Below are 13682 nucleotides of genomic sequence, written 5' to 3' on the forward strand. Positions count from 1 at the left end.
TGAGTGCGTCTCGTCAACCCTTGGCGGCCGCTTTGGCCTGCTTCTTGAAGTCGCGCACCTTCTGAAGGGACTCGGCGTCGACGACGTCGGCGACCGAGCGGAACGAGCCCTCTTGCGCATACGGCCCGATCGTCTCGCGCCAACCGTCGCCCCGGACGCCGAGCTGTTTGCCCAGAAGGGCCGCGAAGATGCGCGCCTTCTGCTCGCCGAACCCCGGTAGGGCCTGAAGTCGGGTCAGCAGGTCGGAGGTCGATGTCGCCTCCTCCCAGATGCCGGACGCCCGCCCGTCGTAGTCGTCGACGACCACGCGGGCGAGCGCCTGGATGCGTCCCGCCATCGACCGTCCGTAGCGATGGATCGCCGGCGGCGTGGCGCACAGGTCCGCGAACGCCTCCGGCTCGGCCTCCGCGATGCGGCTGGGGTCCAGGGTGCCGAAGCGGTCCAGGATCTTCGCCGGACCGGCGAAGGCCCGTTCCATCGGGAACTGCTGGTCCAGCAGCATCCCGACCAGAAGACCGAAGGCATCGGTGCTGAGCACCTCGTCGGCGTGGGGGTCCTGGGCGATCTGCAGACGCGTCGTCATGGCTCCTCAGCCTACGACGCGCTCGGCTCCAGGACCCCTCCCTCCAGCGGTGGGGCGTCCTTGCGGGGTCGACCTCGGGGCCGCTTGCGCGCCACGACGACACCGCCGATGAACAGCTGGCCACCCCAGACGCCCCACGGCTCGCGTCGCTGCACGGCGCCCGCCAGGCATGCCTGCTGCACCGGGCAGGTGCCGCACAGGGCCTTGGCGAACTCGACGTCGTCGGGCGCCTCGGCGAACCACAGTTCCGGGTCCTCCTGGCGGCAGGGGACATCCGTGCCGACGGCCGTGGTGAAGGCGTCGGCGTCGAGCAGCGCGGTGAGGGTCATCTCGGGCGCCTCCTTCCGTGGATGGATCTGCTGGGGTGTGGTCTGCGCGCGGCCGCCCTCGTGGGCGTGGGGTCGCTGCACGCGGGTCGGTCGGGTGACGGTGCTCTCCGAGCCGCTCCGCGAGGGGGTATGCGGTGGGTGGGTCGACGAGCTGGCCGCGGGATGGACGAGGGTCATGGTGTGCTCCCTGGATGCCGTGGGTGTCGGCGTGAGGTCGTTCATGTGGAGTGGGGGCCGAACCGGGTGGGTCCGAGTCTCGGATGGGATACGAAAAGGCCGCGGATCCCGGTGCTGGGTCCGCGGCCTTGAGTCAGGTCGTGTGGTGCGACAGATCTGTTATCCGTCGGCACCTCCAGGGCGGACGTGCACGGGGGTCGGGACATCGACGGCGAAACGGGCGGACGTGGTCGCACGGGTGGCGACGGCACCGAGGTGTCCCACGGCGACACGGACGCGTGCTCCCGCGACGGAGGCCGCGTCGAGGCAGCCGGGCAGGACGAACGCGCCGGTGGCGCCGGTCGTGGTCATGATGGTCAGCTTCACCGGAGCCTCCTCTCGCTCGTGGTTCCCGGTGGGTGTCGCAGGTCGGGGTTGTGGTCCCTCCCCGTGGGGCGCCCCGATCGACAGGGCGTCCGGCCAGCGTAGAGCCAGGCCCGCGCAGAACGCAATGCCTTTTCTCGGACGGGATCCGTTCGGGTGCCCCGCGGGCGATCCACGGGCGACTCTCACGAGGTTGTCCGCGGGTCCATGCGCCTCAGGGGCGGCTCGCCTCGTCCGCGATGAGGGCGAGGATCTCGGTGCCGTAGGCCTCGACCTTGCGCTCGGCGATGCCGGGGATGGCGAGCAGGTCGTCGGTGTTCCGGGGCGACCGCTCGGCGAGCGCCGTCAGGGTCACGTCGGTGAGCACGATGTAGGCGGGCACTTTGTCCCGGGCGGCGCGCTGGGTGCGCCAAGTCCGCAGGGCGTCGACGAGACTCGGGTCGGCCGTGGCGGCACAGGTCTCGCACCGCCCGAGCGTGCGGGCGGCGCTCGTGGTCAGGGTGGCACCGCACACGCGACAGGGCGGGACCGGAGCACGGCGACGGCCGGACCCCTTCGACCTCGGTCCGCGACGGACGCCGCTGGCCGCGTGACGCGCCCGGGGGACCGGAACGGGGCTGTCCAGAGCACCGTCCAGGCCGACCAGGAAGCGGGAGAGGCGGCGACCGCCTCGCGACGACCCTCTGCCGAGTGCATAGGACAGGTCGAGGGTGCGACGCGCCCGGGTGATGCCGACGTAGAGGAGGCGGCGTTCCTCCTCGACGCCCGCCGGCGTGTCGGCGAGGCTGATCGGGATCAAGCCCTCACTGCACCCCACGACGTGGACGTGGTCCCACTCGAGGCCCTTTGCGGCGTGGAGCGATGCGAGCGTGACCCCTGCCGCGGCGGGCGCGTGCTGTGCGGCTGCCCGCTCGTCGAGCTCGGCGACGAACTCCACCAGCCCGGCCTCGGGTCGGGTGCCGGCCAGCTCGTCGGCGAGGGCGACGATCGCGGACAGACTCTCCCATCGTTCGCGTGCCGCCCCTCGTACGCCAGGAGCGCTCGGGCTCCAGCCCGCACCGGCGAGGACCGCCCCGACGAGGTCCGGGAGGGCGACGTCGCCCGCATCGGTCCGGGCTGCCCCTCGGAGCAGGACGAGGGCCTGGCGAACCTCCGCGCGGTTGAAGAAGCGCTCGCCGCCGCGGATCAGGTAGGGCACACCCTCCTCGGCCAGGGCGGACTCGAGGACCTCGGTCTGGCCGTTGGTCCGCACGAGCACGGCGATGTCACCCGCCGAAGCACCGGTGTCCAGACGGTCCCGGATCGACCGGGCCACCGCCTGTGCCTCAGCGGCGTCGTCCTCGTACTCGCGCAGCGTCGGGAGCGGGCCGGCGGCTCGTTGCGCGACCAGGCGCACGGCCCCTCGCGCAGTGGCCGTCGGCCCGGAGACGACTCGGTTGGCGACCTCGAGCACCTCCGGCGTGGACCGGTAGTTGCGCACGAGCCGAACCGTGCTCGCGCCTGGGTAGCGAGCGCTGAAGCCCAACAGGTGCCGGTCGCTCGCGCCGGTGAACGAGTAGATGGTCTGCGCCGGATCCCCCACGACGCACACGTCCCGACGACCCCCCAGCCAGGCGTCGAGGAGCCGCTGCTGCAGCGTGCTGACGTCCTGGTACTCGTCCACGACGAAGGCGCGGTACTGGCGTCGCACCGCGGCCGCGATGTCCTCGCGGTCCTCCAGGATGCCCACGGTGAGTAGCAGAACGTCCTCGAAGTCGATCACCCCGCGGTCGGCCTTGCACGACTCGTAGGCGTCCAGGACCTTGGCCATCGCGCTGTGGTCCATGCCCGGGGCCTCGCGCCGGGCCGCTCGGGCGCCCGCCGCATACCCCTCCGCCGTCAGCATCGACACCTTGGCCCACTCGATCTCGGCGGCCACGTCCCTCAGGACGGTCCGGTCGACCTCGAGTCGGAGTCGGCCCAGGGCCTCCGCGACGACGGGCGCCTTCTGCGAGAGGACCTGCGGCGCACCACCGCCGATGGCCTGCGGCCAGAAGTAGTGCAGCTGGCGCAGCGCCGCCGCGTGGAAGGTGCGAGCCTGCGCGCCCTCGACCCCGAGCACGCGCAGTCGACTGCGCATCTCCCCCGCCGCGCGCGCCGTGAAGGTCACGGCGAGGGTCTGGGTCGGCGACAGGACGCCCGTGTGCACGGCGTAGGCGACCCGGTGGGTGATGGCCCGGGTCTTGCCGGTGCCGGCACCGGCGAGGACGACCATCGGCCCGAGGGGCGCCGTCGCGACCGCTCGCTGCTCGGGGTCGAGGGCGGCGAGGATCTCCTCGGGATCGGGCGCGACGACGGACTCACTCATGACGCGGCTCAGTCTCTCACTCCACTCCGAGGCCGGCTGCTCGCGAAGGGCCGGCCAGGGGCCCGGCCCGGGCCGCGCGTCGGCTACGGTCGACCCATGGACAGTCCGACCGCGCAGTACGTCCCCGATGAGGGCTCGGTCACCCTGCTCACGACCGGCTGGTGCGGGTTCTGTCGTCGGCTCAAGGCGATGCTCGACCGCGAGGGTCTCCCCTATGCCGAGGTCGACATCGAGGCCGTCCCGGAGGCCGCGGACGCGGTCAAGGCCGTCAATGCGGGAAACCGCACGGTCCCGACGGTCGTCTTCCCGGATGGCTCGACCGCCACCAACCCGTCGGTGCACGAGGTCATGGCCCGGCTCGGGCGTTAGACGACCGATCGCCGAGAAGACGCGCCAAGAACCCGGGACGTCAGGAGACCGGGACGCTGGGGAGGGGTCCGCCGAACCAGTCCTCGACGAGCGCGCGCGAGATCGAGAATCCGGGACTGGGGCGGTACTCCCCCCGGGCGATGAGATCCCGTACGTCATCCCGGCTCACCCAGCGGGCCTCGACGATCTCGACCCGGTCGAGCACGAGGTCGGTCTGCACGGCTCGGGCTGTGAAGCCGATCATGAGCGAGGACGGGAACGGCCACGGCTGGTCGGCGACGTACTCGACGTCCCTCACCTCGATCCCGACCTCCTCCCGCACCTCGCGCGCGACGGCCTGTTCGAGGGTCTCCCCCGGCTCGACGAAGCCGGCGAGGACCGACATCCGACCCGGAGGCCAGGCCGGAGCCCGTCCCAGCAGGAGCCGGTCGGCATCGTCGGTAACCGCCATGATGACGGCGATGTCGGTCCGGGGGTAGTGGTCGCTCCCGTCCTCGGGACAGCGCCTGATCCAGCCCGCCAGGACGGGTTCGGTCGGCGCTCCGCACCGGCTGCACCGCTGGTGGCTGCGATGCCAGTTGGCCAGACCGAGCGAGGTCGCGACGAGCGCAGCCGTATCCGGGTCCAGGGCCCCGGCCAGATCCCGCAGTCCGGCCCGCCCTGCCTGGCCGCGGTGGGGAGATGGGGCGGCAGAAGAGGGCACGACCAGCAGGTATGCGGTGCTCGCCCCCGCGTGCGCGCTCCCCTCGGTGGTGGCGACCTCACCGAGGAAGACGACGAGCTCCGCATCGGCGTCGTCGGGAGCCGGCGCTCGGACGGCGAGGTCGTGTCGCCCCGTGACCGTGAACTCGTCCCCCACCAGCTCGATGACGCGGGTGGCGGGATCGGCGAGGAGCCGCCGGATCAGTTCGGGATCGCTCCGGCGATGGGCCGCCCGGTCGACCGCGCCGTCGGCGAAGGTGACAGCGTTGAGGCGGCTCACAGCCGCGAGCCTAGTCCGGCGCGCATGCAATCGTCCGCCCGCGGGGTGTCCCTCACCGCTTCCACGTGGCCGACGGCTTACGGTGGGTTCGTGGACCGCTCCCTACGCCTCGCCGCCCTGGCGAGCGCGGCTGTGCCGGGCCTGGACCCCATGGCGGTTCAAGAGGTCGTGTCGGCGGATGACGAGCACTTCGACGTCGCCTTCATCCAGGACACCCAGCAGCGCCGGTGGGTGATCCGAGCCCCGCGTGACGAGGTCTCCGCGGCGCGCATGGACGCCAGCCTGGCCATGCTCGCGCTGCTCCATCGACGCGTGCCGTTCGCGGTTCCGGCCGCCAAGGGCTTCGCGCCCATCGCCAAGATCGGCCGGGCGGCGGTCCATACCTACATTCCGGGCCATCCGCTGGATCTCGCCGCCCTCCGACCGGGGCATCCGGTCACCTCGGAGCTCGGCCGCACGATCGCCCTCATCCACAACGTCGACCGGGGTCTGTTCGACGAGGCGGGACTTGCGTCGTACGACGCCGAGGCCTACCGCAGACGGCACCTCGCCGAGATCGATCGAGGCGCCGCAACGGGCCGCGTGCCTTCGGGCCTGCTCGCGCGGTGGGAAGAGGCGTTGGACGATGTGCGCCTATGGCGCTTCGCGCCGACGCCGGTGCATGGAGCGCTCTCCGGCTCGGACGTTCTCGTCGCCTTCCCGGACCCCACGGATCCGTCGCGGGCGACGATCCGAGGCGTCACGGGGTGGGAGGAGGCCAAGGTCGCCGACCCTGCCGACGACTTCGCCGCACTCGTGGCCCTGGCGGCACCGGAGGTCGTGGACAGCGTGCTGACCGCCTACGCGCACGTGCGCGTCGAGCGTCCCGACGAGCACCTGCTGGCCCGAGCGCGGCTGGTGAGCGAGCTCGCTCTGCTCGCATCGCTGCTGGGCGCCGTGAAGTCTCGAGACGAAGTCACGACCGAAGCGACCACGGCACGGTTGCGCCGCCTCGATGACACCGTCCACAGCGAGAGGCAGGCTCGTCGACTGCGGATCGTGCCGTCCGGGTCCGGCTCGGCTGACGGGACCGCGAGCGCCGCAGCCGCCTCGGCACCGTCCGGTACAGCCCCGTCGGCACCGACCGGAAGACCGGAGACCCCTCGCCGGAGTGGTGTGATCGACCAGGACGATGACGCCACGGATGTCATCGACATGGTCGACGGCGAGGTCCCGGCGAAGGAGCCCGGCGACTCAGTTGGCGATGGGTCGTCGAGCGGCAACGCCCGCGAGCCCAGTGCCGCCGAATCACGAGGGTCCGACAGTACCGCTGGCGCGGGGGGTGTCGCGGGCGAATCACCCGAGTCAGCGGCCATCGGTTCAGGGGGCACTGACTTGAAGACCACTGCGTCGCAGACCACTGAGTCGCAGACCACGGCGTCGGAGGCCCCTGAGCCCGGGGATGCCGCGTCCCCGAACGCTACGACCGGGATGGCCGCGTCCGAGGGTGCTGCGACCCCGACCGACGGCACCTCGAGCTCCAGCGGCGCGACCCCAGTGCACCCGGACCCTTCCGAGGGCGCGAACGACGCCGGCGAGGATGGGCGCGTTTCAGGCTGACGCATCTCTCCCGACCCGCGGTGGGGTCAGTCATCCTCGGCGGAGGACTGTGCCGCGCGAGCGACCGCGTCCAGCACGGCGACGATCTCCTGCTCCTCGGGCAGCCGCGGGCGCACCGTGCGACCGGATGCCGCGAAGTAGAACGCCACGTCGACCGACCCTCGGGCGAGGTCGTGGATCCGCTCCCACGCGAGGGCGTAGACCCCGAGCTGGATGGCGCGATGGGCGAGGTCGCTGTCCCGACCGACGTCCCCCGACTTCCAGTCGACGATCGTGTGACCACCGTCCGGCCGGGGGAACACCGCGTCGATGCGACCGCGCACAGAAACCGGGCCGCCAGCGGTCGGGATCACCGTCTCGACATCGGTCTCGACCGCGAGCGGCCTCCGGTCCGCCCACTCACTGTCGAGGAACCGCGTCTTCATGGCAACCAGGTCGTCGTCATCGGCCCGGTCCGACACCGGATCGGCACTGCCGGGGAGGTCGTCCCAGTCGAGCATGGCGGCCCGGCCGAAGTGCTGTTCCACGAACGCGTGGAACTGCGTACCTCGACGAGCGGCGCGGTTCGGGGCGGCGGGCATGGGTCGCCGGAGGTCGGCGGCATAGGCCCGCGGCGAGCGGGCGGCGGACACGACTCCGGACGCGGAGATGGTCTCAAGTGGTGGATGGACACTCGTACCGCCGCGCTGGTCCTCCTCGACCGCGAGTACACGTCGGACCAGGACATGGATCGGGTCGCTCTCCCCGGTCGCGACGGGCTCCGCGTCGAGCATCCGCCACCGCACGGCGCGGGCCGCGACCTCGAGACGCGCTCGATCGGCGCGCGGCCCGCCCGACGGCCACAGCACGACCTTCTCCGTGGTCGTGTCGGGCCGCTCGGCGGACTCCACCGACGGCATGGTCGCCCAGGTGAGGACGGTGACGGGACCGTTCTCACCCATGCGCAGGTCCCCTTCGTCGAGCTGGGCTGCCTGCATTCTCGGGTCGTGGTCGATCAAGCCGGCGCCCGCGAGCGCTTCGGCGAGGAACCGCGAGGTGATGCGCGGCGTCTTCTGCGGACCCCAGACCGAGCAGCTGAGCAGCAGCTGCTCGCGGGCGCGGGTCACGGCGACGTAGGCCAGTCGGCGCTCCTCGTCCATGGCGTGGCGACCCATCGCGGCGGTGAAGTCGGACCAGGCGGACTTGGCGGCCGCGGTGTCCGGCAGCGAGCGCCAGTCGAGGTCCGGGAGCGCAGCCCGGTCGCCGCGCAATGCGTGCGGGATTCCGGCTGCAGTGACGGAGCCGAGCCATCCCTTGCCGGTCTGCTCTCCGATTCTCCAGCGGCCGTCACGGACGGACGACGAGGTCGAGCCGTGGCTGGGAAAGGTCGCCTCGACCATCCCCGGCACAGCCACGAGGTCCCACTCCAGCCCTTTGGCGGCGTGGATGGTCATGATGGCGACCGGACCGGCCGCGCTGTCGCCGGCTCGCGTCTCGAGTCCCCGCTCGTGTTCCTCGGCGGCCTCCAGCCAGGCGAGGAAGGCACCGAGGGTGGCGTGGTCGGCGCCGGCCGAGAAGTCGGCGGCAACATCGACGAACGCGTCCAGGTGGGCCCGTGCCGCCGAGAGATAGTAGCCCGGTCGGGCCGCGACCTCGACGTCGATTCCGAGGGCTCGCTCGGCGACCGCCACCAGGTCTGGCAACGGCAGCGACGTCGCGCGACGAACCGACCGGATCACCTCGCTCAGCGATGCGAGCCGGTCCAGGGCTGTCGGCGATACGTGCTCTCCCTGGGGGCCACGCCAGTCAGGTCCCGGGAGGTCCTCGAGCGCTTCGGCCAACGTCGTCGTGTCGGTCGTGTCCCGAGCCTGGTCCCGAATCGGCTCGGGCCCGGCCCGAAGTCGTTGGCGGTGACGGGCGTGGGTCCACAGTCCGTCGAGGTCAGCCGGGCCGATTCGCACGAGCGGACCGAGCAGCAGCCGCATGAGATGGTCGCCGCGAGTGGGGTCGTGAACGACGGCCAGCAGAGCGACGACGTCCTCGACCTCCGGCGTGAGGAGCAGTCCCCCGAGACCGACCACCTCGTAGGGAACGCCTTCGGCCTCGAGCGCCTCCATGATCGGCCGGAACTGACGCCGCTTCCGGCAGAGGACGGCCGCCGACACCTCGGGTGACCCGGCTCGACGTTCGCGGAGCCATCCCGCGACGGCACGTGCCTCGTCGGCGTCGGTCGCCGTCCGCATCGCGAAGACCCGACCGACCGGCGCGCCCGGGCGGGGAGTCAGCTCCGTCACCGGGACAGTGGCCCCCTCCCGCAACGGCGCGGAGAGCGAGTTGGCGACTGCGAGCACCCGCTCGGCGTTGCGCCAGCTCGTGGCAAGAGGTAGCGCAGCGACCTCCGATGCCCTGCCCTCGGCATCCACGGCATCCTGGGCACCCCCGGCATCCTCGGAAGTCCCGGCATCCTCGGAACTCCAGGCGTCCGTGGCGTTCCCGGCATCGGGGGTTCGGCACGCGAAGGATCGCTGGAAGGCGGACAGGGTCGTCGCACTCGCTCCTCGCCAACCGTAGATCGACTGGTGCGGGTCGCCGACCGCGGTGACGGCTGTACGCGGGAACAGGGAGCGGAGAAGCTCCAGCTGGGCGTGGGAGGTGTCCTGGAACTCGTCGAGCAGGACAGCCCGGAACCGCTCCTGCTGGATGCCGGCGATGTCGGGGAACTGCGCGGCCAGCCGGGCTGCGACGGCCATCTGGTCCGCGAAGTCCATGGCGTCCCGACCACGCTTGAGGTCGGCGTAGCGACGGGCGACGTCGACGGCGACGCAGCGCGCGCGCAGGGACGCTGCGGCGGCACTCACCTCGGAGGGCACCGCCCTGGCCCGCCCGGCCAGGGGCAGCCCCTCCAGTGCGGCCGAGCACGTGCGGAAGTAGTCCTCGACCTCGTCGAGGTCGACGAGGTGTTCCGCGAGCTCACCTGAGAGAGTGAGCGCCGCACCGGCGAGCGAGCCCTCCCCGAGCTCGAACGCCGACACGTCCCCGTCGTAGCGGCAGGCCGCCTCGTAGGCGAGCTGCCAGGTGGCGGCCTCGGTCATCAGGCGCACCGTCGGCTCGACCCCGACCAGGAGTCCGTGGTCCGCGACGATCGATCCGGCGTAGGCGTGGTAGGTCGAGATCGTCGGGCGTCCGGCGAGCGGATCCTCCGACATCCGAGCGGCAGAGGTCGCCGGACCCGTCGCCGGCGCCAGAAGTCCGACGTCCCGGAGCGTGCGCAGTCGGCGGTCCACCCGGGCGGACAGCTCGCTGGCGGCCTTTCGCGTGAACGTCAGGCCCAGGACCTGCTCGGGCTCCACCAGCCCGTTGGCGACGAGCCAGACGACCCGCGCCGCCATGGTTTCCGTCTTCCCGGAGCCTGCACCGGCGACCACGAGCACAGGCTCCAGAGGTGCCTCGATGACGGCCGCCTGCTCGTCGGTCGGGTCGTGCGGCTGGCCCAGCGCGCGGGCCAGCTCAACCGCGGACAGCAGGCGCGTACCGTCGCCGCCTCGACGGTCGACGTCGGAAGGTGTCTGGACCTGCGACGGCGACTGCGTCCACGGGTCCGTCGGCATCTCCGCCTGCACCTCCGTCCGCATCTGCGGGGCGAGGGCGTCCGAAGCGCCGGTGGTCGCGCCACCCGAGCCACTGTCACGCGCGTCGTGAGAGTCCGCGATCCTCATGCCAGCGACGCTCCTTCGGGCTGAGCGGGACAAGTGCGTCGGACCGGGCAGCGTTGACACCGCTGCTCCTCGGGACGGGCCTCGAACGTGCCGGACGACATCCCTTCTGCCGTCGCCTCGATCAGGGCGTGGGCCCATCGCGGGTCGGGGTCGTCGTCGAGCCGACGCTGCTCCTCGAACCCCGCTCCGCGCCGACCGGCAGCCTTGCCGAGCTGCAGGAGGGCGGCTCCGGCGGACTCCGGACCGCGCTCCCCGACGTCGAGACCGACCTCCGTGAGGTGTTTGTCGAAGGCGCCCGCCCCCAGCGCGACCTGATAGGCGCCGAGCTGGGCGTGTCGCGGCAGGTCGGCCTTGCGCGTGGCCGTCGAGCCGGTCTTGTAGTCGATGATGCGCACCCTGCCCTGCTCGTCCGCCTCGATCCTGTCGACCTGGCCGCGCAGGACGGCGCGATCCAGGGCGACGCGCATCGAGACCTCGGCGCCCACCGCTCTCCACCCCTGAGACCGCGCCTGCTCGACATAGGCGCCGAGCCGCTCGACCATGTCGTGGGCCAGGGCACGGGTGCGGTCGCTGACCCACCCGGGAGTGAGCCCGAGCAGCCCCCATCGTGCGTTCACCTCGGCGGCCATCCTCTCGGTCGGGGCGTCGCCGAGGTCCCGGGCGATGTCGTGCACGAGCGTTCCGAGTGCCGACGACCCCACAGGCGGGCCGTCGCCTCCGCGCGTCGTCAGGAGCCACCGAAGCGGGCAGTCCTCAAAGGTCTGGATCCGCGACGGCGACACGTCGACGGCGACGTCGCGCGGCAGGAGCACACGGGCACTCGTCGTGTCGCGCAGCGCCCACCACTGCTCGGGGTCCGCACCCGCGACGCCCGCCTCGGCCAGGCGGGCCAGGCCCGCAGCGACCGCCGGATCCGGGTCTCCCGTCGGCGCCGCCATGAGGTTCTGCCTCAGCCACGCGACGAGCTCCCGCGACGTCGTCGGACGGCTGACCTCGGTCGGCTCACGGTCCTGGACCCCGCCGGGCTCGAGGAGGTCGAGATACGGGGAGGGTTGCTCGGTCTCGTCGCGGACGGCGGTGGCGATCAGGTGCTCGGTGGCCCGGGTCACCGCCACATGGAACAGCCGGGTCTCATCGTGTCGGACGGCAGCCGCAGCGGAACGCCACGACCAGTCTCGGCCGCGGAGTCGGTCGACGAGCTCGGTGCTGCGCAGGAGCTGTCCTCGCAGCCGAGTGTCGGGCCACACGCCGTCCTGGACTCCCGAAATGATGACGAGTGGCCAGGAGCGTCCGGCCGCGCCGGCGGGGGTGAGCACCGCGACCGAGTCACCCTCGGGCGTTCGGACCGCGAGGGTGTCCCCGGGGAGCTCCTGCTCCTCGACGTGCTCGAGAAAGGCCATGGGGTCGGCGTGGGGCAGCCGGTCGGTGAACCTGGCGGCGGCTGCGAACAGCGCGAGGACGGCGTCGAGATCGCGGTCGGCTCGCGCACCATGAGCACCGCCCGCGAGCGCGGTCGCACGCCACCGGTCGGCCAGACCGAGCGCGGACCAGATCGACCAGAGGACATCCTCCACGAGCACGTCCCGGCGTGCGACCGGTCGGCCCTCCTCGTCGAGTGCGGCCACGACGTCCAGGCCGGCCCTGTATGCGGCTGCCACCCGACGCGCACCGGTCGCCTCGATCCCGACCTCCTGGAGGACGATCGGGTGCCGGATCGCCTCGACGAGGAGGTCATCGCTCGGTCGTCCGCCTCCTCCGGCCAGCTCGATGCGACGCAGCCCGCGGCGAAGCCGCCGCAGTTGCACGGCGTCGGTGCCGCCGACCCGGGAACCCAGCAGCTCGACGACGACCGCGGGAGTCAGATCACCCTGGTCGTCACCGTCGGCCGCGCCGAGCACGGCGCGCAGCAGCTGCAGCACCGGGCGCACCGCGGGCTCGTCGCGGACCGGAACCTCGGCGACGTCGGCGGCCACCGGCACGTCGGCTCTCGCGAGGGCGCGGCGGATCGAGTCACTGCGCCTCCCCCCTCGGACGACGACTGCGATGTCCCCCCACCGTCGACCGTCGAGCAGGACGGCCTCGCGGATCCGCGCCGCGACATAGGCTGCCTCCGCCGACGGGGTCCGCAGGAGATGGGTCTCCACCGTCCCCTTTGCGCGGGGGTCGGCCGGCACAACCTCCCGGTGTGCGACCTCGCCCACGCTGCCCACAGCCGACGCCACCCGGCGACTCGCCGCGAGGAGGGCGTCGGGACGGTATGCCGTGCGCAGCCGGATCGTCGTCGCCGCGCCGGTGCGCGAGAGAGTCGTCCAGTCCAACGGGGCGGCCGCTCCGCCCGCCAGGATGGCAGGGTCGGCGCCACGGAAGGACTGCACGCCCGAGTCGGGGTCTCCGAGGAGGACGATGTCGAGGGGCTGCGGCGACGCGAGCCCGACGATGGTGGCGAGGAGGCGGGCCGCCCCGGGAGTCAGCTCCTGGGCGTCATCGACGACGATGAGCCGCAGGCCGGCCCGGACCTGTCCTGCCAAGGCGGCGTCGGTGCGCAAGGCCTCGGCCGCCGCCGCAACGATCCACGCCGGGTCGTAGGCGCCCGGACTCGCGAGAGCCGTGACCCGGTCGTACTCCTCGAGGAGCACTGCCGCGGCGCGCCACTCCGCCACGCCGTGGCGGTCGGCGAGCTCGACCAGATCGGCCGCGCCGAGTGAGTTCTCGACGGCCCGCATGAGCAGGTCACGGAGCTCCGCGCGGAAGGCCCGGGTCGGCAGGGCGCCGAGGACGCTCTCCGGCCAGTCGGGACCGGTGACGTCTCCCGCCGCGTGCCCTGCGAGGAGGTCCCGGATGACGACGTCCTGCTCCGGGCCGTTGAGCAGCCGCGGCGGGGGATCACCCACGAGGGCGGCACCGGCTCGCAGGACCCCGAACGCGAGCGAGGCGGCGGTGCGGGCGATCGGCGCCGTGGCCGTCCCCCCCAGCTCGGCCATAATCCGACGCCGCAGCCCCGCCGCGGCCTGACGGGTCGAGGCGAGGACGAGCACCTGGTCCGTCCCGACCTCGCCGGTTCGGATGCGGTCCAGGACGATCGCCGTGGCCGTCTCCGTCTTGCCGGTGCGCGCGGACCCGAGCACGCGCAGCACACCGCCGCGATGGTCGATCGCTGCGCGTTGCTCGTCGGTGGGAACGGGGAAGGACATGACCAGATCCCATCACGCCTCACCGACAGTCGACGACGGACCGTCCG

Annotated in this window: 9 protein-coding genes; 2 read left to right on the forward strand and 7 right to left on the reverse strand. The window is 72.5% G+C overall.

What is annotated here, in order from left to right; translation table 11 throughout:
• Positions 1-13 precede the first annotated feature (13 nt).
• From GA707_RS01410 to GA707_RS01425, 4 genes are all read right to left on the reverse strand, one after another.
• Positions 14-583, reverse strand: a complete 570-nt coding sequence (locus GA707_RS01410; protein ID WP_152176628.1) for an HhH-GPD-type base excision DNA repair protein — start codon at positions 581-583, stop codon at positions 14-16.
• Between the two features lie 11 nt (positions 584-594).
• Positions 595-912, reverse strand: a complete 318-nt coding sequence (locus GA707_RS01415; protein WP_152177027.1) for a WhiB family transcriptional regulator — start codon at positions 910-912, stop codon at positions 595-597.
• Positions 913-1248: 336 nt separating this feature from the next.
• Complete coding sequence (locus GA707_RS01420) at positions 1249-1455, reverse strand: hypothetical protein (RefSeq protein WP_152176629.1); 207 nt, start codon at positions 1453-1455, stop codon at positions 1249-1251.
• Positions 1456-1666: 211 nt separating this feature from the next.
• A complete protein-coding gene (locus GA707_RS01425) occupies positions 1667-3799 on the reverse strand; it encodes an ATP-dependent DNA helicase UvrD2 (protein WP_152176630.1) in 2133 nt (710 codons plus the stop codon).
• A gap of 96 nt (positions 3800-3895) precedes the next feature.
• Here GA707_RS01425 and GA707_RS01430 point away from each other — a divergent pair, with 96 nt between their 5' ends.
• Positions 3896-4168: a mycoredoxin gene (locus GA707_RS01430; protein WP_152176631.1), complete on the forward strand. Its 273-nt coding sequence runs from the start codon at positions 3896-3898 to the stop codon at positions 4166-4168.
• A 40-nt stretch (positions 4169-4208) separates the two neighbouring features.
• On the opposite strand, the gene nudC is transcribed toward GA707_RS01430, so the two are convergent.
• Positions 4209-5150, reverse strand: a complete 942-nt coding sequence (gene nudC, locus GA707_RS01435; protein WP_152176632.1) for an NAD(+) diphosphatase — start codon at positions 5148-5150, stop codon at positions 4209-4211.
• Between the two features lie 90 nt (positions 5151-5240).
• On the opposite strand from nudC, the gene GA707_RS01440 reads away from it, so the two are divergent.
• Positions 5241-6749 carry a phosphotransferase gene (locus GA707_RS01440; protein WP_152176633.1) on the forward strand — a complete coding sequence of 503 codons (1509 nt, stop codon included), beginning with the start codon at positions 5241-5243 and terminating at the stop codon, positions 6747-6749.
• Between the two features lie 26 nt (positions 6750-6775).
• Here GA707_RS01440 and GA707_RS01445 read toward each other — a convergent pair whose 3' ends face one another.
• The gene (locus GA707_RS01445) at positions 6776-10444 is read right to left on the reverse strand and encodes an ATP-dependent DNA helicase (protein WP_226963454.1); all 3669 of its coding nucleotides are present in this window, start codon (positions 10442-10444) and stop codon (positions 6776-6778) included.
• Positions 10441-13635, reverse strand: a complete 3195-nt coding sequence (locus GA707_RS01450; RefSeq protein WP_152176634.1) for an ATP-dependent DNA helicase — start codon at positions 13633-13635, stop codon at positions 10441-10443. Before GA707_RS01450 ends, GA707_RS01445 begins: the two co-directional genes overlap by 4 nt.
• Positions 13636-13682 lie beyond the last annotated feature (47 nt).

The organism is Nostocoides sp. F2B08 (genome assembly GCF_009184895.1).
In the GTDB taxonomy this organism is placed as follows: domain Bacteria; phylum Actinomycetota; class Actinomycetes; order Actinomycetales; family Dermatophilaceae; genus F2B08.

Excerpts from the sequence above, each read along its gene's own strand:
- GA707_RS01410 (WP_152176628.1), bottom strand. The coding sequence starts at position 583 with ATGACGACGCGTCTGCAGATCGCCCAGGACCCCCACGCCGACGAGGTG.
- GA707_RS01445 (WP_226963454.1), bottom strand. The coding sequence starts at position 10,444 with ATGAGGATCGCGGACTCTCACGACGCGCGTGACAGTGGCTCGGGTGGC.
- GA707_RS01450 (WP_152176634.1), bottom strand. The coding sequence starts at position 13,635 with ATGTCCTTCCCCGTTCCCACCGACGAGCAACGCGCAGCGATCGACCAT.
- GA707_RS01415 (WP_152177027.1), bottom strand. The coding sequence starts at position 912 with ATGACCCTCACCGCGCTGCTCGACGCCGACGCCTTCACCACGGCCGTC.
- GA707_RS01425 (WP_152176630.1), bottom strand. The coding sequence starts at position 3,799 with ATGAGTGAGTCCGTCGTCGCGCCCGATCCCGAGGAGATCCTCGCCGCC.
- GA707_RS01430 (WP_152176631.1), top strand. The coding sequence starts at position 3,896 with ATGGACAGTCCGACCGCGCAGTACGTCCCCGATGAGGGCTCGGTCACC.